Source organism: Lacticaseibacillus thailandensis DSM 22698 = JCM 13996, from assembly GCF_001312865.1.
Taxonomy (GTDB): domain Bacteria; phylum Bacillota; class Bacilli; order Lactobacillales; family Lactobacillaceae; genus Lacticaseibacillus; species Lacticaseibacillus thailandensis.
This window is the reverse complement of sequence record NZ_BBER01000002.1, coordinates 80136-100427: the sequence shown is the minus strand read 5'-3', so window position 1 is coordinate 100427 and position 20292 is coordinate 80136. Positions and strand designations below refer to the sequence as shown.

General features: G+C 48.6%; 17 protein-coding genes and 3 pseudogenes. 9 read left to right on the top strand and 11 right to left on the bottom strand.

What is annotated here, in order from left to right; all coding sequences use genetic code 11:
- Positions 1-2: 2 nt before the first annotated feature.
- The 4 genes from JCM13996_RS04025 to JCM13996_RS11560 form a co-directional block, all read right to left on the bottom strand.
- The gene (locus JCM13996_RS04025) at positions 3-2444 is read right to left on the bottom strand and encodes a sigma 54-interacting transcriptional regulator (RefSeq protein ID WP_156321857.1); all 2442 of its coding nucleotides are present in this window, start codon (positions 2442-2444) and stop codon (positions 3-5) included.
- Positions 2445-2530: 86 nt separating this feature from the next.
- On the bottom strand, positions 2531-2749 hold the full coding sequence (locus JCM13996_RS04020) for a hypothetical protein (RefSeq protein WP_054749834.1): 219 nt from the start codon (positions 2747-2749) through the stop codon (positions 2531-2533).
- 127 nt (positions 2750-2876) lie between these two features.
- Positions 2877-3260, bottom strand: coding sequence for a phosphoheptose isomerase family protein (locus tag JCM13996_RS11565; protein WP_225353452.1), 384 nt, complete (start codon positions 3258-3260; stop codon positions 2877-2879).
- Positions 3229-3867, bottom strand: a complete 639-nt coding sequence (locus JCM13996_RS11560; protein WP_225353451.1) for a phosphoheptose isomerase family protein — start codon at positions 3865-3867, stop codon at positions 3229-3231. The genes JCM13996_RS11565 and JCM13996_RS11560 overlap by 32 nt, the downstream gene beginning before the upstream one ends.
- Positions 3868-4036: 169 nt before the next feature.
- Here JCM13996_RS11560 and JCM13996_RS04010 point away from each other — a divergent pair, with 169 nt between their 5' ends.
- Both JCM13996_RS04010 and JCM13996_RS12835 read left to right on the top strand, forming a co-directional pair.
- Entirely contained in the window at positions 4037-4318 is a 282-nt protein-coding gene (locus JCM13996_RS04010) for a GntR family transcriptional regulator (protein ID WP_054749832.1), read from the top strand.
- An 81-nt stretch (positions 4319-4399) separates the two neighbouring features.
- Positions 4400-4768: a GntR family transcriptional regulator gene (locus JCM13996_RS12835; RefSeq protein WP_082383805.1), complete on the top strand. Its 369-nt coding sequence runs from the start codon at positions 4400-4402 to the stop codon at positions 4766-4768.
- A 92-nt stretch (positions 4769-4860) separates the two neighbouring features.
- Here JCM13996_RS12835 and JCM13996_RS04000 read toward each other — a convergent pair whose 3' ends face one another.
- Positions 4861-5631, bottom strand: a complete 771-nt coding sequence (locus JCM13996_RS04000; RefSeq protein WP_054749828.1) for a DeoR/GlpR family DNA-binding transcription regulator — start codon at positions 5629-5631, stop codon at positions 4861-4863.
- Positions 5632-5831: 200 nt separating this feature from the next.
- On the opposite strand from JCM13996_RS04000, the pseudogene JCM13996_RS12830 reads away from it, so the two are divergent.
- The 4 genes and pseudogenes from JCM13996_RS12830 (at position 5832) to JCM13996_RS03980 (ending at position 8455) form a co-directional block, all read left to right on the top strand.
- Positions 5832-6291, top strand: a pseudogene (locus tag JCM13996_RS12830) (PTS sugar transporter subunit IIA).
- A 22-nt stretch (positions 6292-6313) separates the two neighbouring features.
- Positions 6314-6625: a PTS sugar transporter subunit IIB gene (locus JCM13996_RS03990; protein WP_054749826.1), complete on the top strand. Its 312-nt coding sequence runs from the start codon at positions 6314-6316 to the stop codon at positions 6623-6625.
- A 25-nt stretch (positions 6626-6650) separates the two neighbouring features.
- Positions 6651-8215, top strand: a pseudogene (locus JCM13996_RS03985) (PTS galactitol transporter subunit IIC).
- Positions 8216-8224: 9 nt separating this feature from the next.
- On the top strand, positions 8225-8455 hold the full coding sequence (locus JCM13996_RS03980; RefSeq protein ID WP_054749824.1) for a hypothetical protein: 231 nt from the start codon (positions 8225-8227) through the stop codon (positions 8453-8455).
- Positions 8456-8720: 265 nt separating this feature from the next.
- Here JCM13996_RS03980 and JCM13996_RS03975 read toward each other — a convergent pair whose 3' ends face one another.
- Complete coding sequence (locus JCM13996_RS03975) at positions 8721-9500, bottom strand: class II aldolase/adducin family protein (protein WP_054749822.1); 780 nt, start codon at positions 9498-9500, stop codon at positions 8721-8723.
- A 420-nt stretch (positions 9501-9920) separates the two neighbouring features.
- Here JCM13996_RS03975 and rhaD point away from each other — a divergent pair.
- Positions 9921-10807: pseudogene (gene rhaD, locus JCM13996_RS03970) on the top strand (rhamnulose-1-phosphate aldolase).
- A 109-nt stretch (positions 10808-10916) separates the two neighbouring features.
- On the opposite strand, the gene JCM13996_RS03965 reads toward rhaD, so the two are convergent.
- Positions 10917-12518 (bottom strand): peptide ABC transporter substrate-binding protein, encoded by a 1602-nt coding sequence (locus tag JCM13996_RS03965; RefSeq protein WP_156321856.1) that lies wholly within the window; start codon positions 12516-12518, stop codon positions 10917-10919.
- Between the two features lie 194 nt (positions 12519-12712).
- Between JCM13996_RS03965 and JCM13996_RS03960 the strand changes: the two genes are divergently transcribed.
- Together JCM13996_RS03960 and JCM13996_RS03955 are read left to right on the top strand one after the other, a co-directional pair.
- Complete coding sequence (locus JCM13996_RS03960; protein WP_054749818.1) at positions 12713-14125, top strand: C69 family dipeptidase; 1413 nt, start codon at positions 12713-12715, stop codon at positions 14123-14125.
- A gap of 346 nt (positions 14126-14471) precedes the next feature.
- Entirely contained in the window at positions 14472-15101 is a 630-nt protein-coding gene (locus JCM13996_RS03955; RefSeq protein WP_054749816.1) for an EAL domain-containing protein, read from the top strand.
- 523 nt (positions 15102-15624) lie between these two features.
- Here the strand turns inward: JCM13996_RS03955 and JCM13996_RS03950 are convergent.
- From JCM13996_RS03950 to JCM13996_RS03935, 4 genes are all read right to left on the bottom strand, one after another.
- A complete protein-coding gene (locus JCM13996_RS03950; RefSeq protein ID WP_054749814.1) occupies positions 15625-17094 on the bottom strand; it encodes a glycoside hydrolase family 1 protein in 1470 nt (489 codons plus the stop codon).
- 29 nt (positions 17095-17123) lie between these two features.
- The gene (locus JCM13996_RS03945; RefSeq protein WP_082383804.1) at positions 17124-17735 is read right to left on the bottom strand and encodes a PTS sugar transporter subunit IIA; all 612 of its coding nucleotides are present in this window, start codon (positions 17733-17735) and stop codon (positions 17124-17126) included.
- Positions 17666-19015, bottom strand: coding sequence for a PTS transporter subunit EIIC (locus JCM13996_RS03940; RefSeq protein ID WP_054749810.1), 1350 nt, complete (start codon positions 19013-19015; stop codon positions 17666-17668). Before JCM13996_RS03940 ends, JCM13996_RS03945 begins: the two co-directional genes overlap by 70 nt.
- Before the next feature lie 144 nt (positions 19016-19159).
- Positions 19160-20014: a PRD domain-containing protein gene (locus tag JCM13996_RS03935; RefSeq protein WP_054749809.1), complete on the bottom strand. Its 855-nt coding sequence runs from the start codon at positions 20012-20014 to the stop codon at positions 19160-19162.
- Positions 20015-20292: the final 278 nt, after the last annotated feature.

Below are 20292 nucleotides of genomic sequence, written 5' to 3'. Positions count from 1 at the left end.
CGCTAATTTCCATGAATAATGTCATAGATATAGGCAACCTCGGCTTTAGGCACCGTGACACTATATTTGGCTTCAAGGACACTAAGTGCGCTTTTAATCTCCTGAAAAATATTAGTGTCAATATTGGCATGCTTCCAGTCGTAAGTGGTAATCGGTTCATTACGAATCAAGCGCTCAACCATACAACTAATGTGCACGTACAGCGCCATGCGTTGCGGATTACCCAGAACCTGCCCTGATAATTCGACGAACCGACTCATCACCACATCAATTGCGTCCATCACAGCGGTCGCGTCAAGAATTGTTAGTGAGTTAAGCACCCGTTCAATCGTAAAGTTGTGCAAGATAGTGGTGACAATGTCCTCCACTTCATGCTTATCCGCTACGACTCCTAAGTCGTGGAGTAGCGCCTCCGAATTTTCACCCAGAATGAGCTTTTCTAGTGGAATAAACGTAATGCCTTCCGCATGCGGATCAACTGTGCCCACGATGGCAAGCACATTGTATGTCCGCTTGATGGCAGCCATCTGGTTCGGATCACTAACTAAACTATATTCGTAGGCGTTCACCACCACGTCAATTTTCTCCGCAAAGCTACTATCTAATAACTGCTTAATTTGATTGGCCGTCCCGATCCCAGTATTGCAACACGTAATAATGAGGTTCTTTTTGACTTCCTGCGGATAAATGGTGCGACCCTCGGTGTACACTGTTTGAGCCGTGTGCTTCACAATTTCATCAATAGCCTTATGGTGGGCCACCTGGTCGACCACCGACAATGCTGATTGCGTCGACACATTAGTAATGATACCGATAGGAAAATCGATTGTCCCGTGAATGTACTTGTGGATGCCCGACAGTGACCCCATATCAACCATGAGAATCAGACCCGAGCTAATTTGGTTACTAGCAATATAATCGGAAACTTTTTGTCCGATGGTCTCGACGCTAATATCCAGTGGCATATCAATGCACCCAAGCGCCGTATACCCCACCAACCGGTTAACGACGTTCGCAATGCTGCTAGCAGTGGAATAGCCATGAGCCAAAACCAAGCACCGAATAGAATTATCCTTCGTCACCTTCACGGCTTCATGTAAGTATAGTTGCAAGAACAATGTGTCCACTACATCTACTGGCAGTGATAACGCTGACCGCGTCATTTTGATAATTTCATCGGTGAACGTCGCGATACGTGCGTCGTCCTGAGCTAACTTAGTACTAATTTCGTTAAGCACCGCATGGGTTTGTGCACTGAGTACCCAGTAGTTAAACTGCCGGTAATAAAAGAAGTACGCGATAACGACTAGTGAGTTGCCAGAAAACTTAACGGAAAAGCTATCTTCCAACGAATCAAGTTTGGCCTGCATCATGCGCTTCATTAGATCTAGTGGTACCTCACCCCGATCAATCACGTTGCTAAAGATCATTTCGTCGCTCAACGTATTGATGAGATCGGTACTGGCCTTCATAAACTGTGCTGAAATACCCAGCTGATTATACAAACCAACAATACGGGTAAAGATGCAACGAATCTGATTGTCCTGATCAGCATCATCATCGACTAATTGCTGCAGGCTCATCTCCTGACGAATCGTGATGAACGTACCATCACCATTTAGCCGTAGACGGATGCCCTCAGTTTCATTGTTACTCCAAATATCACTCGGCAAGTCCCCCACAACTACCTTCAGCGGACCTGCATCATCTTTCGCCTTGGACAAAGCGCTCGCTACCGTGAGGGTAATATAGTTTTTCATCTGACCAACATTGCTATCGTAATGCTGACTCGTTAGAATACTTAGCACTTGCTTGCTGAGCTGGATGGGCCGGTTAATGCGTTTGGATTGATTCAGGAAAAACAGTTTAGTAAGACTCTCACGTTCAAACTGCGTTCGTTCATTAATACCTGGCACCTCAACCTGCACGGGAATACGCCGAATGAACGTCTGTAAAAAGTTGCTTTGAATATTTTCAGTTGTCGCAAAAATCAGCCGTACATTTACCTGGTGTCCTGACTTGGTTTCGCCTAACGGAGAAATAGTACCGTTGTCAAGGTACTCGAACAACTTTTCCTGACCCTTAGCGCCCAAACGGTGCACTTCATCCAGGAAAAGCATTCCGTTATCGGCCTGATCAAACAACCCCTGACTATCCTTGTCAGCACCAGTATAGGCACCACGCTTGTAGCCAAACAGAATGCTTGCCAGCAACTCCGGGTTGTCCGCGTACTCCGCACAATTCAAGTGGACAAATGAACTAGATTGATCTAGGTAACCTTGATAAACACAATAATCATAGTAGACCCGCGCCAGATAGGACTTCCCCGAACCAGTCGGTCCCGTTAGTAATACCGGCAGCCCCACTCCAGGATAGCGAGCCGCCGCCTTCATCCGCTTAATTTGTGAAAAGAGGGATTGTTTGGATCCAATCACAGCACTCATCGGATCAACTTGACTATCATGGCCTTGAAAAATGGCGTCAACTGAAGGAAAAACCGACTCATTCAACTGGTGGCCTAGATATTTTTCTACCGCAGACCGGGCAAAAAAACACTACTGGACGCGTGTTGACCTTGATCACCTTGCCTTCGTGGACCAGCACGTTGAGGTAATGACTCGACGTATTGCGTTTGATTGATAGTGCCTTTGAAAAAAACATCGGCGGTGATGCCCAGAGAGCTAAGGTTATCCGTTGTACACATGGACACTAATTTATCATAAATCACACTTTGAATATCTTCGGACACAACAAAACCCTCCTTTGTTGAAAGCGCTTCTATATTTCAAGAATACAACAGGGTACATTGCCTTTCAACTATGAGGGTATGACTGCTGATAACAGTTAATTGGTCTAACGACCACTCGTAACGTAATTTAGTAATTTATTTTCCACATATACCGCCGGGTTAAGTATGACTTTTGAATTCGTGCTGACAGGGCACGCATATATACATTATTCAATACGGGTGCAAAGATAACGTGATTGAAGTATTCAGATACCTTATCATCCAAATCATTCAGGCCAATTTCTTTGGCATCTAGGATATAAACATTGTCACCGCCATATTTCTTCAGGAAGCGCACTGCCCGCTCATCTGCAGCGCGTGTCCGTCCAACCGATACCAGCTGGAATACTGACGTCGTTTTGTCCAAGGTCTCGAATGGGCCGTGGAAGTATTCACAGCTATTAGTAGTTGGTGAAGGGATCTGGAGCATTTCTTCAATATTACAGATAGAAAAAAATGTAAGCTGCTCCATATGCTGGGCCACTACCCAAAACGTAAATTGGTTTGCGCTCAGCGTTGCGGTCAGCCCACACCTTGGCTAGCGGCGTTGTTGCTTCAACGGCACGACGATAGATGGCATCCACGTTGTCAAAGGCCTGCATAGCAACATCGTAATCATCATAACCATCAGTATGCTGAACCAACGACATAGCAATCATCAGGGCAATACTAGTGTTAGATAATTCGGTACGGCTTTCATCCAGCGCCAAACTCTCGTACTTAATCTTAAAGTCAGCAACTTCCGTTAAGGGTGATGGATCCACGTAGAGTGCCACCACGTGCGCGCCTAACTGCTTGGCAACCTTGGCCGCCTCACAAGTCTCCTTCGTACCACGCATCGAGCAAACCACAGCCAACGTGTTGGTGCCAACATATGCTGGCGGCGACATAACAAATTCATTGCTCGTAAACATCTCTGACGTCACCGCAATCGCGTTACGCGTCATAAAGTACTGGGCCGCATAAAAACCACCAAAGGACCCACCGGCACCAATCCATACTACCCGAGTGATGGGTTGTTCGCTGCTCTTCAATACTGTTGACACAATGTTATCTGTTTCCTCTTGAATTTTAGTCATGATGTCCTCCCGTGAAGATACAACAGCATACAACTTTTTGAAACACCGTAAGAATAATCGCTTTGCGAAAAAAAATGCAAGCCCTTTCTTGAATAATTTTTAAAGCGCTTAATTTGCCCACGTTTGTTGTATACTGGAATTATCGACAGTAACTGTGGAGGTGTGATCAATGGGTGAGGCAAACGTTATTAATAGTTCTTCTTCACTAACGTTGTACGAACAACTAGCCAATCAAATACTTGATAGCATTAACCATGAACAGTATCTGCCCGGTGATCAGTTGCCCACAGAAATGGAGTTACAGCAAAGTACTGGCTACAGTCGCAGTACGGTGCGTCATGCCCTCCGCTTGCTAGTCAATAAGGGCATTCTTGTTAAAATTCACGGTAAGGTACCTTCGTCCAAACGGGTATGGGTTCCGAAGCCAGGCGTTCACAATTTTTCAGTCTGACTAACAACGTTAAGAGCATGGGTGACAAGCTCACGACTAAGCTAGTCGACATCCAGCAGCTCGAGGCAACGCCCGAGCAAGCTGATTTTTTTCAACCTCACCCATGCGTCACAGCTCATTAATGTCACCCGCCTACGCTACGTGAACGGCGACCCGTTCTGCGTAGAATACATTTACTTCACCCCAGAGTTCGCATCAATTGCTAATCAAAATTTGAACGGATCCCTTTACCAGGTACTTCATGATAAGTTTGGTAAAACCCCAGCAGGTGGACAAAAAAAATTCGACATCAAAAAGGCAGACACCAAGGAGGCCTTTCTTCTGGAAGTGGATCGTGGAACTGCACTCATGCAAATTAGTGACTTTGTATATGACCAAAACGATCATCCACTTCACATTTCGCGACAAGTTATCCGCAGCGATAAATATAAGTACGTGTTGATTCAGTAACTAGATCACAAAATGCACCGCAACTACTAGCAAAATCTACTAGTGATTGCGGTGCATTTTTATTTGTTCAGTCGCAACTATCCATAAGGCTCTTAATCGTATACCAACTTAATCCCCATTTGCTCAAACAGCTGGACATATTTATCAGCTGGACGTTGATCGGTAATAATTACGTCAATGTCGTCATAGTTGCTCATCATGATGTAGTCATTGTGGTCAAACTTGGAATGATCAACCATCAGTATCGCAGTTTTAGCATTATGAATCATTGCGGACTTAAGCGTGGATTGCTCCGCATCGGCACTGTATACCCCGTCAAGGTTAAGGGTGCTGGCTGATAAAAGCGCAAAGTCGGTTTTAAATTTATAAATCTGCTCAATCGTCCAAGAACCAACCGACGACCCCGATTTATGTGAAAGAATCCCCCCAAGCATGACCGTTTCAATCGGCGTCATTTGATTTAGGCGGTTAGCAATAAAAAGATTATTTGTAATAACGTGTAGTCCAACTTTATCAGTCAGCAAGTCTGGCATTGACATGATGGTGGAACTGCCATCGAGAAAGAGAGCCGCATTGTTGGGAATGAGTTTGACGGCAAGTTCGCAAATATAACGTTTAGCTTTTTCCTGAACCTTCTCCCGACGCGAATATGTGTACTCAATATTCTTGTCTTGCAGCAAATAAACTACGCCATATTGCCGCCTAACAATGTTATCTTCTTCGAGTGAAATCAGATCCCGTCTAAGCGTGGACTTGCTGGTAAAAATACGTTTACTAAGCTCAGCAATACTAATATGATGTTCTTTATTGAGGATATTCAAAATATCCTTGATGCGATCTGGTTTCATTTTTGACTGTGGCATGCCGCAATACCTCCATGAATTATCTTGAACCTTTATGGGAACATTCTAGTGGTCAACCTGAACCATTGTCAACACAAGGTTGACGGTCTAAAAGCGTTGCAAAGGCCTTGTAAGCGCTTTAACATGAAACTGAACAAGGGCCAATCGGCCAAGAAAATTCATATCATTGAATTTATTTGAAATTATAAGGAGGAATCGTTATGGGTTATAAGGATATGTTAAACCAAGACCTTATCTTCCTGGATGTGTCTGCCACCGATCGGCATGACTTATTCCACCAGATAGCGGCTAAGCTCAAAGCTCAAGGCTACGTGAAGGATTCCTATGAAGATGCGCTAAATCGTCGTGAAGATGAGTTTCCCACAGGCATCGTTTTCCCGCTGATCAATGTTATGCTTCCGCACGCAGATCCCGAAAACGTGAATAAGGCCTTTTTAGCAATCGTCAAAATTAAAAAAACCAATCAGCGTACTTCAAATGGGTTATAACACTGAGGAAAATGCGGATACAATGTTCTTCCTCGGAATCACTGATTCTAGTCAACAGGTTGGATTACTGCAGGAATTTACAGATTTGCTTCAGGACGAGGATTTCGTCAACACCTTTAAGAAGACTACCAGCCCTGAAGACATGTACAAACTAGTCGCAGCGCGAATTTAATTCTTTAAGGAGAGTGAACATTATGGCAAAAATTATTGTTGCATGTGGGTCTGGCGTTGCATCCAGTGAGGCTACTGTCGGTCGGATCAATAGTTTCTTCGAGAAGCACAACATTACTGGCGTTCAGGTTGAGGCGACGGATTTCAAGCAGTTGCCAAGTATTCTTCCTGACTACGATGTTTACGTTTGGATTGCCAAGCCTAACGAGGAGCTCGAAGACATTGCTAAAAAGAACAACATCGCAATGGTAAACGGCATGCCCATCTTTATGAACGTCAATCCAGAAAAATCTTACAGCGAGATTATTCAGGCGTTAAAGGCCATGCAAAGTTAACTGAACATTCAGGAGGAAAAATATCATGGACATACTAAAAACGGTCGTTAATTACGTCCTCAATTTAGGCTCAGCCGTATTTGTCCCGCTGATTATGTTTATTCTGGCACTAATTGCGGGCTTAAAGTTCAAGAAATCCATCATGGCAGCTTTAACCCTGGGGGTTGCGTTTTCCGGGATGACCCTGGTTGTTAATTACATGACCGATGCTATCGCACCCGCCGGTAAGGCTATGTCGAAGGCCTTCCACCTCAGCCTTAATGCGGTTGACATGGGCTGGCCGGGCGTGGCAGCCATCACTTGGACCTATAAAGCAGCCTTCTTGTTCTTCCCGTTGCTACTAATCATTAACTTCCTCATGCTATCGTTTAAGCTAACGAAAACACTAAACGTGGACATGTGGAACGTGTGGAACAAAATCTTCACTTACGTTGTTGTTCTGTACTTTACGCACAGTTCCATCATGGGTTTCATCGTTGCCAGCATCCAAATTGTTCTTGAGCTGAAGTCTGGTGACATGTTCCATCGCCACATTGAAGACCTAACCGGCATGCCGGGGGTTACCGTTCCACACTTCGTTACACTATTTGCGGTCATCCTTCAGCCTTTAAACCGACTAATGGACTTCATTCCTATTTTCAACAAACCATTTGATGCCGAGGCCTTGCAAAAGCGCATCGGTATTCTCGGTGACAACACGGTCATGGGGGCAATCATTGGTGTTTTGCTTGGATTTGGTGCAGGTTACTCCGTATCTGGATCCTTGAACTTGGCTGTTCAAGCAGCTACTGCCATGACGTTGTTCCCAATGATTTCAAAGTTATTCATGAAGGCGTTGCAGCCGATTGCCGACGCCATGAGTGGCTTCATGCAGAAGCACTTTAGTGGCCGTGAAGTTTATATCGGGCTAGATTGGCCTATTCTTGCTGGCCGTAGTGAACTATGGGTAACTGTTATCATTTTGGTTCCTGTCATGCTGATTTTTGCCATGATCCTACCGCACAACACGGTGCTTCCATTTGCCGGAATCATTAACCTATCATTCGTTGTTGCCGCCCTACTTATTACTGGTGCCAACTTACTACGGATGATTGTCTTGGGTCTTATCACCACCCCAGTTTTCCTCTATGGTGGTACGTTCTTTGCCCCAGTTATTACCAACTTGGCAAAGCAAACCGGTGCGGTTAAAGTTCACGCAGGCCAACAACTATCCTGGTCCACCTTTGAAGGCCCAGATTTTCGGATGTTCTTCGGTGAAGCCTTTGCCGGTAAGTGGTGGCTATCGCCGCGGCAATTATCTGGCTTCTAGTATTCGTTTGGCTGTACCACGATCAGACCCATATTCCTCTGCCAAGCCAACGTTATGGTGCACCTGCAGTCGCTGGTAACGCTGCCTCAGCAGTAGCTGCTGAAACAGATTCATCTGCTGAAGAAGACACGTCTGACTCAACAAACTTGGACAATATTGACGGTCTCGACTTTGGTAGTACCAGTAAAAAGTCGCCGGGTAAGGACGCTGAAAAGACAAGCCTTGACGACATCGACGGGTTAGATTTCAGCGACGTTAACAAGAACCACAAGAAATCGTAGGTGGATGGCATGCTCGCACGGAAAATCATTTATTCATTACTTTTGTTCATCGACGTAATTGGCGTTGGAGTGGCCTTAATGAGTGGTAATAGCGTCTTTTGTATCGTGATGGGCGTCATTACCTTAGGCTTGTACTTCAAGTCATATCCAGTACTTTTTAAGGCTGATGTAGAGGAACGCGAGCGTAAGCGCGAGCTGCGTCGCCAAGAGATGATCAAGCGTGATGCAGCACGTCATTAACAAAAATTAGCATTAGCATTGAGTACCCACCGTCATAATGGCGGTGGGTGCTTTAGTGTCCACGCAGCGTTGCTAACTTCAGCCACACAAGGCCGTCCTCTCAAGTGCTTCATTGTCCTTTCACCTCAGCACATATGATTGCGTTTAACTTTAACGGATGGCATCGTATTACCCTTAGCTGAAACGCACTGGGGAAACAAAAACAGAGGTTGATCGCAGCCTTCAAGGAAAGCTGCAACCAACCTCTGTTTCTTTATTCGTACTATTAGCTTTCGCCCTTCTGCATCTCTGCAGCTGGACGTGTCAGGTGTTCAGGAAACGGCACACGAGTTGATTCAACCGGAGTTCCAGGGACTGCGATTGGCGGAATCGCTGAACATGCTTCGCGGTAGTTCTTCCCACAGGACTGATAATCATCCAGTAGTCCTAACTTAATGAAGATTGACTGCTGATAGGCAATGCGTGCATTCCACTCCAGGGTCTCCAAAATGCGGGCCGCAATGTGCAATTCAGCGGCAGTGATGAGGATACCATGGCTGTTGAGCAAGAAGACATTCTCCATAGCTTTGTCTCCCATAGTGACCAGTGCATCATGAACCGTTTTTGCAAGCTCCATGCTGCAAGCCGGCGCGTATGGCAGGCAACGGATACGACCCAGTTCCCGAGTTGCTTCGGTAACGTTAGGCATGTCCTTACCAATAGTGGCCCAGAACATTGATTCCCGCGCGTGTGAATGGTAAACGCAACGAATACCGGGATGCGCTTGGTAGGCTTGCTCGTGCATATTAATCTCACGAGTAAGGTCCCCAACGCCATCAATCTTTTCACCAGTATCTGCATCAACCACCAAAATCTGTGCTGGATGTAGTTCCGCATAATAAGTTTCCGACATAAACGTTGGGGTGATCAGTATATACGGATGCTTTTGTTCATCAAACACCTTAATCGACATATTACCACCGGCTACGTTAGTATCCTGGCGGTCGAACATCTTACGTACAGTGTGCGCAAGATCACGGCGTTCTGTTTCAAACATCATTTCCATAATGTTGGCTTCCTTTCGTTATGTCCACTGATTTGAGTTATCTTTATCAGCTTTCAAGGCCATTATACCGTGATATACGGGCAAGTAAGCGCATTCAATGACTGTTGGCAAAACACCATTTTGCACTCAAAATTTCATTCAATTCAATTCAAAATAATTCATATAGGCATTCATAAAACGTCAAGTAATGTGTTGACCGCCGCATCATCAGCACAATAAATGATTTGTAGTAATAAGTCGCAAAGAAAGCCCGTATTATGAACAATCTCAAGGAATAGTTCACATCAGGATGAACTATTTTCAACGTTATTGAAGGCGGTTACATCGGTCCAGACTTGCTTTATCATAGATGTTGAAAGTGAACCAAAAAGTTCACCAAATCCTATGAATTTTTTTGAATCACACGAGGAGGAAAACATTATGGATGAAAAGCAACAATTTCTTAACCCAGAATACAGTCAAAGTTTCGTAGAGTCTCCTTACGTGAAACAGATGGCCAAAATTACGCAGCTACTGTATCGGCACGGCTGGGATGAGCGTAACGGTGGTAACGTCAGTTACCGGTTGACGGAGGATGAAGTCAAACCGTACGGTGACGTGCACAAAGTATTGCGCAACATCCCGATTGATTTTGATGCCTCCCCATTGGCTGGCACTTACTTTCTAGTCACGGGGACTGGCCGTTACTTCAAGAACATTATTGACTACCCACAGCGCGATACAGGTCTGGTACGTATTACGCCTGACGGTCATAGTGTGGACCTACTCTGGGGGTTCTGTGATGGTGGTTTGCCAACAAGTGAATTTCCGGCTCACTTGATGACGCATATTGAACGTCTCAAGGTCGACAATAAGCAACGCGTGGTCATGCACTGCCACCCAACTAATTTAATTGCTCTTTCCTTCACGATGCCACTCGATGAAAAAAACTATCAGCCGTATTCTTTGGAAAATGCAGGCTGAGTCGATCGTTGTATTCCCCGAAGGTATTGGCGTCCTGCCATACATGACTCCAGGTACTAATGAAATCGGTGCGGCTACCGCGAAAAAAAATGGCCAAGTACCGTCTAGTCCTCTGGCCACACCACGGCATCTTTGCTTCTGGCGATTCAATTGATGAGGAATTTGGTTTGATTGAAACCGTGGAAAAGGCGGCCAACATCTTCACTACAATCCGCGCGCAGGGTGGACGTATCCGCGATGAAATTACCGATGAGAACTTGGCACAACTTGCAAAGCGCTTCGATCTCACACCAACGCCAGAATTCATGCATGGTGACGATTTAGCAACCATGATGGCTGAATAGAATCCCCCTAAATCAAAAAAATGCACCGCAACCACCAGCCCTTTCTCGGCTAGTTAGTTGCGGTGCATTTTATTATCCATCCTCATGGTTGTTTACATCATGCTAGTACTTACTTCACCCGCGCCCATTCCCAGTAGATCATACTGTTTGGGCTCACGCTTACGTTCCGCAGCCGTGGGTTCTGTAGGTGGACCGCACCAGACTGGTAAAGCGGAATGACGCCATCCGTCTTAGCCAAAATCTGGTCGGCTGCAACCAGGTCCTGCCAGCGCTTCTGTGCGTTGGTGGCATCCGTGGTCTTGGAGGCGTGCAGTAATGCATCGTACCGGGCGTCGTGCCAACCGCCGACCGCATCGTTGCCGTCACCCGTGAACTGTTCCAAGAAGTTGATGGCGTCCGGGAAGTCCGCTGACCAAGCATCCGCAACCATGTCAAAGTTGCCTGCTTGCACCAGCGCAAGCCGGGTCTTAAACGGCACCGACTTGGTCTGCACCTTCAGCTGGGCACCATCCTGGGACAGCTTTTCTAGCGCTGCCTGGAGGTAAGCCAAGGTCGCCTTGGCCCGGTCCGTATCCTCACCCAAAATGGTGAACGTCAGGGTAGAATGCCCACTGGCCTGCATCCCCGCCTTAAACAGCTGCCGGGCCCGCTTCAGGTCGTAGCGGTTATTCGTCACGCCCTTTGCAGCCACGGTCGCAAAGTCCTGGCCCTGCGCGTTATACATCATGCTCTCAGGCACGACCGTCGTCGAAGGCACTGAGCCGTCACCCAGAACCTGCTTGATGAATTCTGGCCGGTTCAGCGCCATCGACAGCGCCTGGCGCACCTGCTCATTACGGAAAGCGGGCACGCGCTTCAGGTTCGGGACCAAGTACTCGGTGCCCGGCTGCTTCACGATTTGATAACCCTTATTGTGCTTGACCTGGGTGGCCATGTTGCCGGTCAGCGTGATATCGTCGACTTTGCCGTCCTTATACAGGTTGTAAGCCGTATTGTTTTCCTTCACGACCTGATACTTGATTTGCTTAATGGTGACGTGCTGGGCGTCCCAGTACCGCGGGTTCTTGGTCTCCGTCCACGTGTTCTCGGAACCAGTCCATTTGTGCAGCCGGTATGGCCCGTTAAACGTCAGCGTCTTATTGCTGGTACCGAACTTGCTACCGGCCTTCGTCACCACCGATTTTTCCAGCGGCATGAACGTCTGCAGGGTGATCATTTGGTTAAAGTACGGCATCACCCGGTCCAGCTTGACCTGCAGCTTCGTCGGACTAAGTGCCCTGACGCCCAAAGTCGTGGCGGCTTTCTCCCCCGCCAGGATGGCGTCAGCATTTTTGATCCCAGAAAAGATGTAGGCGTACTGCGACTTAGTCTTGGGGTTCGCGGCCCGACGCCAAGCGTACACAAAGTCGCCCGCCGTGACTGGATGCCCATCGCTCCACTTGATGCCTTTACGCAAAGTGTACGTGTAGGTCTTCTGGTCCTTAGACACGGTCGGCATCTTGGCCGCCATGTCTGGCTCAATTCGGTTGTGGTTCCACCGCAACAACCCCGCATAAACATCCGTCAGGCTCTGCGCCGAGATAATGTCCGTGGCGCGGCCTGGGTCCATTGTCTGCAACACGTCCGTCTGCATGTACGTGACTGTGGACTGCTTTTGCGCGGTTTTGCCCGTACCACAGGCCGCCAATATGCCCACTAACGTCGTCAGCATGGTACCCAGCAATACTGATTTTTTTCTTCATCAATCGTTTCCTCCACTCATGTCATTTGTACGTGGTACAAACCAATTAATAACTATAGTGCAAGTGACCACCAAATCACAACAAAAATTGGCGGTACCCGTTGGCCTTTCCCCACCACAAGCTATACAATTAAGGCATCATATGAATAGAAAGAGGTAATCCCATGACCAAACGCATCAAAGGTTCTTGCACCACGATTCTGGTCGGCAAAGACGCGTCAATTGACGGTTCCACCATCATCGCCCGCAACGAAGACGGTAACGAGCCCCTGCACCCACAGAAGTTCGTGGTCGTCCAGCCAGAAGACCAGCCCCGGCACTACCAGTCGGTTCTCAGCAAGTTCAACATTGACCTGCCTGACAACCCCCTGCGTTACACGTCCACTCCTGAAGCCGTCGACGGCCACGGACTCTGGGCCGCTGCTGGTATCAACAGCGAGAACGTTGCCATGACGTCCACCGAAACGATCACGACCAACAGCCGCATTCTCGGCGTCGACCCCCTGGTAGAAGAAGGTCTCGGTGAAGAAGACATGCCGACCATCACCCTGCCGTACATCCACAGTGCCCGCGAGGGTGTAGAACGGCTCGGCAGCCTGCTGGAGAAGTACGGAACGTACGAAACTAACGGTATCGGCTTCTCCGACCATAACGAAGTATGGTGGTTTGAAAGCATCGCCGGTCACCACTGGGCCGCAGTCCGGATCCCGGACGACGCGTACGTGGTTGCCCCGAACCGCTTTAACATCGACGACTTTGACTTCGATGACCACGAAAACTACATGGCCAGTGCCGACCTCCAGGACCTGATTGACAAGTACCACCTCAACCCAGACCGTGAAGGTTACGACCTGCGCCATATCTTTGGCTCCGCAACCATCAAGGACACGCGTTACAATAACCCACGGGCATGGTACGGTCAGAAGTACTTCAACCCCGAATTCGACACGACGCCGATCGACCAGGACCTGCCGTTCATCTGCCGGACGGACCGGAAAATCAGCATTGAAGACGTGAAGTTCGTCCTCAGCTCTCACTACCAGAACACGCCATACGACGTTTATGGTACCACCGGGACCCCAGCCGAAAAGAAGTTGTACCGGCCAATTGGTATCAACCGGAACCAAGAGCTGCACATTTTGCAGATTCGCAACGATGTGCCCGACGCGATTGCCGGTATCCACTGGCTCGCCTTTGGCCCGAACACGTTTAACGCCGTCCTGCCATTCTACGCTAACGTCAATGACACGCCGGCGCCGTACAAGAACACGACCGGCGAATACGACCCCGCCAACATGTACTGGCTAGCAAACACGCTGGCAATCTTCGGCGACAGCGACTTTACCCTGTTCGAAGACTTTGAAAACCTCTACGAACAGAACACGACCGCCGCCGCACGCCACCTGGAGATTCAGGCCGATGCCGCCGCTGCGGATCAGGACGACCTGCAAAGTTATCTTGCTGGTGTCAACGACCAGATGGCCGCCATCAACGTGAAGAACTCCACTAAGTTGCTGGGCCAGATGCTCAAACTGGCCGCACCACGGATGAAGCTACAATTCACTTTGCACGACTAAAAATTCACAAGCACCATCAAAACGCATCGTCCCGACCGGGCGGTGCGTTTGTCGTACTGCGGATGAAACCGTATGTAAATAAATAGTGAATAATTATCCTTTGATATTGTCATAATGGCATAAATCTGCTAGATTTATAGAGAAATAGCTAATTGAACGATTAGTTGTTAGTACATCAATAATGTATATATTTGCTTGCTCAGGCCAGTTTTTTTTGGCACACGACCCGTACATGTGAAAGACCATGCACGGGCCATTTTTATTTTCATGAGCGGCATACCGGGAGGAAACGTTATGTACCGTTTTTTTTGGCCAACCCAAGTTTGCCGGCGATGGTTCAAGTAACTTGCCGATTGGCTATGAATTATTCATCCGTAAGCGGCAAGGCAACGAATGGGTGCTGCCCCAGGACTTTAACGCCATTACCGTCGACACGATTGGCGATTTGCTTGGCAATATCGTCGACACCATGTCGTCATCAATTCGACTCCTATCCTTTAACCTGGAAGAGCAGCAATTTATTGACCCTGCGTTTATGGAAATGGTCGCGCGGATTCAGGCACGTACCAAAATCAACCTTTTCACTGAGCTCACTGAACGGCGCGACCCCGGCGTCAACTTTGACCAAATTCAGGCGGCCGCCCAGCGATTCCACGACAACAACCTCCTGGTCTGCATTGACGACGTGGGCGTAGGCCAAAACAACGAGCAACTAATTGCGGGTATGGAGGATTCCGTTGCCGAATTCAAGTTTGCCTGCCAGGATCTCCGGCCGTGCAAGACCTTCCCAGAAATCGAACCGTTGTTGGCTTCGTGGTACAACGAAGTGCAGCGCCAGCACAAAGCCTTTGCCGTCGAGGGCATCGAAACCCAAAGCGAAATGAATATTGTTACCACGAAGTACCCGTGTGACGTGGTCCAGGGTTACTGGCTGGGGCGGCCACGGCTGTTGGGCACGCAGATCGACGTCAACTAGGGTCGGGTTGCTAAGCGCAACCACGTACCGTGTATACGCGGTTACCAGGCGACTTTGGTTAGTGATAGGCGTACACTAGAGACGCTGGGAACGCGAAGTAACGCGTATAACGGGTGCCGACGAAAGTAGGGACCCGTTTTTTTGTGGGTGAAATGTTTGGAGTGGCATCGAGCTACGTCCCCCGCCCACACCTGGTTTTCTGCGCCGAACTACATCGCGCAAAAGTTTCCGCGTAACGCACCCCCAACCCCGAGGCCAAAACGGGCCTGACGGCCACAGTACTTGGCGCTACCACTATTAAATACCGGGCTATGCCTAGTCGTTCTGGTATACAAAAAAAGGACCCCCAGCCGGTGAACAGGAGGTCCTCGTGATACGTCAGCAAAACGCGCTTGTCTGTTTAAAAACGTTTACAAAATAATATTTTACACATATTGTAAGCGAATGCAAGGGTGTAGACCAATGTTAGTGAAATTGTTTTCATTGTTGGTAACGTTGGTGATACAGGGGGTGATGAAGGCAACTACTCTTCACCCAGGTCCTCGCCGTTCGTTGCAATAACACGCTGGTACCATTTGAAGCTGTCCTTGCGGATACGCTTTAACGTACCGTTACCCTCATCGTCCTGGTCCACGTAAATGAACCCGTAACGCTTGGACATTTCCGATGTGGATGCACTGATCAGGTCAATTGGTCCCCACATGGTGTATCCCATGAGATCAACACCGTCCTTAACGGCTTCCTTCATCTGCTCAATGTGTCGCCGCAGGTAATCGATGCGGTAACTATCGTGAACCTGACCATCAGCAGTTAGCTTATCCTCGGCGCCTAATCCATTTTCAACAACAAACAATGGTACACGATAACGGTCCCAGAATGTATTCAGGGTAATCCGCAGTCCGACGGGGTCGATCTGCCAGCCCCACTCACTGGTCTGCAAATATGGGTTCTTTTCGCCAAAGACCAGGTTACCCATCGTCGTGTCGCCAGCGTGCTTAGCTGACGTGACCGTCGACATGTAGTAACTGAAGCTCAGAAAGTCGACCTTACCTGCTTTCAGGATGGCCTCATCCCCTGGTTCCATCGCAATTTTCACGCCGTGTTCAGCAAAGAAACGGTTCATGTACTCTGGGTATTCGCCCCGTACCTGCACATCCGTGAAGAAGAGGTTGGCATCATCACTTTGTTGCGCCGCCCGCACGTCGTCGGGATTTGGCGTGGCCGGGTAGGTCTGCATCCGTGCCAACATCGACCCAATCTTGAATTCGGGGTTGATTTTGTGGCCTTGCTGAACGGCCAGGGCGCTGGCAATAAACTGGTGATGTAATGACTGGTAACGAATCTGGGTCTTTTCCCGCTCGGAAAGTCCTGCGTCGATAGCCCCGCTGCCGGTAAACCCAAACGTCGTGGAGTTGATTTCGTTAAACGTCAACCAATACTTGACCTTGTCCTGGTAACGGGTGAAGACCGTCTTGGTAAACCGTAGAAAATCGTTGATGGTCTCCCGGCTGGCCCACCCGTTTTGCTTTTCCGTCAGGTGTAACGGCATCTCGTAGTGAGACAGGGTGACCACTGGTTCAATGTTGTACTTGGCCAGTTCATCAAACACCCGGTCATAGAACGCCAAGCCCGCTTCGTTAGGTTCCTGATCATCACCTTGTGGAAAGATCCGGGCCCATGCGATCGACATCCGGTACGCCTTGAAACCCATTTCGGCAAATAGGGCAATGTCTTCCTTGTAGTGGTCATAAAAGTCGACCCCGCGCCGCTTAGGGTAATGCTCGTCCGACTTATCGGCAATAGCTTCCGCCATGCTCTCCTTGGTGACATCACTCATGGTAAAGTTCTTCCGGTCGTCGGCTTTGCGCACAACTTCGGCCGTCGTTAGGCCCTTGCCGTCGCGATTCCAACCACCTTCGACCTGGTTAGCGGCAGTGGCGCCACCCCAGAGAAAGCCATCCTTAAAGCCAGTGGGAACATTTTCTCGATACATACAGATAACCTACCTTTCAAATACCTAAATTAACGAATGCCCATTAACAATTGTTCCTGCGGGAAGATGACGCCCTCTTCGTTCATGGGCAGAACATCCTTAAAGTCCCCGCTGTTGGTGACGATGACCATGACGGTCGGATCGTAGCCCGCTTGCTTCACGGCGTCGAGGTCAAACGAGATGACCGCATCACCGGCATCCACGTGGTCACCCACGTGCACATGGGTAGTAAAGTATTTGCCGCCGAGTTCCACGGTGTCGATACCGATGTGAACAAGCAGCTCGGTACCGTCGTCACCCTTAATGCCAATCGCGTGCTTGCTATCGGGCAGGACGGTAACCGTCCCTGCAATTGGAGCAACAACTTCACCATCGCTAGGAATGATGGCCATTCCTTTGCCCATAATGCCCTGAGCAAAGGTAGGATCGTTGACTTGGTCAAGTGCTTCCACGTCCCCTTTGATTGGTGCCAGGATGGAAACACCCGCGGCAGTCGTTACCTTGCTTAGTGCACTCTGCTGCTTGGTAGCCGTTGGCTTAGTTGTTTCAACGTCATCTTCAAATCCGAGAATCAGCGTAAAGACAAAGGCCAAAACAAAACTAAGAGCAATACCACCAATGATAATGTACAGGTTGGCCATGTTGTTGGCTTGATGAATGCTGGCAAAGCGGTCAACCCGGTCAGACCAGGCATCACGTAACCCTTGACGCCCAGTACGCTGACGATGGCGCCGGCAATCCCACCAGCAGCCAAGGATGCGTAAAATGGCTTCTTCTTTTTCAAGTTGATCCCATACATTGCGGGTTCGGTAATACCCAGCAGGGCTGAAATACCGGTAGAAATACCTAACTGCCGCGTTTCGGCATTCTTCGTCCGGACGGCAACGGCAAAGACGGAGCCGGCCTGGGCCATGTTAGTAATGAAGTTGATCGGTAACAGGGTCCGGTCATAACCTAAAGTCTTGAAGTTACTCATGACCACTGGTACAAACGCGTAGTGCATCCCGGTCATGATGATAATTGGCAGGGTCGCACCCAGAATCAGTCCGGCCACCCCACTCATGTGGGCAAACAACCAAACGAAGATCGCGGATAGGAACGTCCCGACGTAGTTACCCAGTGGGCCAAAGACGACCAGAGTGAACGGAACGGTAATCACTAACGTCACCATTGGCGTAAACATCATCGTCACGGCACCGGGCATCCACCCTTTGACCCAACGGTGAATGTAGGACATAAACCAGATGGCCAAGATGATGGGAATTACTGAGGACGTGTAGTTAACGTACGGCACGTTCAACAACCCGAACAATTTGATGGCGGCCACGTGGCTACCCGCGGAAACCGCGTTATACGCGTTGACCATCGTTGGGTAGAGCAAAACACCCGCCACGGAAAGCCCAAAGAACTCGCTAGTTTTAAACTTCCGCGCTGCCGTAACAGCCACGAAGAACGGTAAGAAGTAGAATACACTGTCGGAAATCATGTACAGTACTTGGTACCAACTTCCCTTGGTGTTCATCCAACCAAAGGCGACCAGCAGTGCCAACACACCTTTGATCAATCCAGTACCCGCTAAAGCGGGCAGGATAGGCGTGAAGATACCCGAGATGACATCCATGAGTTTGGATACAATGCCTTCTTTTGCAGTGCTTTCGCTGCCACTACCGGTACCACCAAGTTGTGCCTGTACTTCATCGAAAACGTCGCTAACGGTATTCCCGATGATGACCTGAAACTGTTCGCCAGAAAATTGCGCGCCCATGACGCCCTTAATGCCCTTGATGGCATCCATATTGACTTTATCTTTATCGGTTAAGTTGAACCGTAAGCGGGTCACACAGTGCCATGCGTTGGTGATGTTATCCTTACCGCCAACATTTTTGATGACACCTGCCGCAATTGCCGCATTGTCAGCCATATTGTTTCCTCCATTCATTCTTACCCATTTGGCGCGACCCAGGGTAAAAGAAAACCCAAATATTGATAGTGCAGCCTAAATACCTCAGCCTGCTCTATCAATATTTGGGTAATGCCTGGTCGAACCAGTGACAATCCACAAATATCAATGATTATTGCGTGTTAAACGCCATACATGGAGCGTAATATATAATTTTTCATTATTGCTAATGTGCCACCCACGCGCTTGTTCCAGATAGGCCGCAATTTTGCCCGCAGCCTCATAGGCCTTGGGATACTTCATGCGGATCACCTGCCCAATCGTGGGGTCTAACTCCTCGCCACCACTTTCACCATGGATCTGCCGCACGACGAAGTACCGTAAATGCGTCACGAACCGGGAATAATTTAGTGACGAAGTATCCAATTGCATTTGGAACGAGTAACTCACAATTTCCACCACGCGATTAATCAACTCCGTCATTTCGACGGTGTCCTCTACCAGCGTGGCGTCACTCTGCGCGCTCACAAAGTGATAGGTAAAGAAAGTCAACTCCGACTTTGGTAACGACACACCCGTTTCGGCTTTGACAGTTGCCAGAGCACGCTTGGCCGCAGCGTACTCCTTGGGGTACAAACGCCCCACCTGCCACCGAAACTCATTGGGATAGTCCTCACCCCGCTGCGTGCGTTCCAGCGCAAAGGCAATGTGGTCAGCAATCGCCAAGTAATTGTAATTACTAAAGTGGATCCCTAGAAAATCCCCTGCTTCCTGACTGACCTTTGATGCTAGTTGTAATATGGCGGGATCAATGTTGGCCAAAATCATGGGTGGATTCTGGTGGGTCACGGTATCCTCCTCGGCTTTGAACCGGCGATCAACCTCATCGGTATGCACTTCATCACCGGCATTCTTACCAAAACCAATTCCACGCCCGAGTAGCACCCATTCAGTACCAGATTCATCTTTTGCCAAAGCGACGTTGTTATTGATTTTTTTTAATGTACCGCACGATAACAACCTCCTCAATGGCAAAAAAAATACCTACACCGCACGAAGCGTCAATACGCCTCAACGTGTAGGTAATGCCTGGTCGAACCAGTGACAATCCCGTCTGATTACAATATTCATACTAATGGGTTCAGTAAGCGCTGTCAACTGATTTTTGAAATTTTTTTATTGGGTTGCTAGTGCCCAGCCAATCAACCATGGTAGCGCTTTGCTAATTACTGGCCTTTTTATCACCATGGCCGCTCCCGAGATGTACCTGTATCCGCCCTTGTACTCGCCCCCATTAA

Excerpts from the sequence above, each read along its gene's own strand:
- JCM13996_RS04025 (WP_156321857.1), bottom strand. The coding sequence starts at position 2,444 with ATGAGTGCTGTGATTGGATCCAAACAATCCCTCTTTTCACAAATTAAG.
- JCM13996_RS11565 (WP_225353452.1), bottom strand. The coding sequence starts at position 3,260 with ATGGAGCAGCTTACATTTTTTTCTATCTGTAATATTGAAGAAATGCTC.
- JCM13996_RS11560 (WP_225353451.1), bottom strand. The coding sequence starts at position 3,867 with ATGACTAAAATTCAAGAGGAAACAGATAACATTGTGTCAACAGTATTG.
- JCM13996_RS04010 (WP_054749832.1), top strand. The coding sequence starts at position 4,037 with ATGGGTGAGGCAAACGTTATTAATAGTTCTTCTTCACTAACGTTGTAC.
- JCM13996_RS04000 (WP_054749828.1), bottom strand. The coding sequence starts at position 5,631 with ATGCCACAGTCAAAAATGAAACCAGATCGCATCAAGGATATTTTGAAT.
- JCM13996_RS03990 (WP_054749826.1), top strand. The coding sequence starts at position 6,314 with ATGGCAAAAATTATTGTTGCATGTGGGTCTGGCGTTGCATCCAGTGAG.
- JCM13996_RS03980 (WP_054749824.1), top strand. The coding sequence starts at position 8,225 with ATGCTCGCACGGAAAATCATTTATTCATTACTTTTGTTCATCGACGTA.
- JCM13996_RS03975 (WP_054749822.1), bottom strand. The coding sequence starts at position 9,500 with ATGGAAATGATGTTTGAAACAGAACGCCGTGATCTTGCGCACACTGTA.
- JCM13996_RS03965 (WP_156321856.1), bottom strand. The coding sequence starts at position 12,518 with ATGCTGACGACGTTAGTGGGCATATTGGCGGCCTGTGGTACGGGCAAA.
- JCM13996_RS03960 (WP_054749818.1), top strand. The coding sequence starts at position 12,713 with ATGACCAAACGCATCAAAGGTTCTTGCACCACGATTCTGGTCGGCAAA.
- JCM13996_RS03950 (WP_054749814.1), bottom strand. The coding sequence starts at position 17,094 with ATGTATCGAGAAAATGTTCCCACTGGCTTTAAGGATGGCTTTCTCTGG.
- JCM13996_RS03945 (WP_082383804.1), bottom strand. The coding sequence starts at position 17,735 with ATGGCCAACCTGTACATTATCATTGGTGGTATTGCTCTTAGTTTTGTT.
- JCM13996_RS03940 (WP_054749810.1), bottom strand. The coding sequence starts at position 19,015 with ATGGCTGACAATGCGGCAATTGCGGCAGGTGTCATCAAAAATGTTGGC.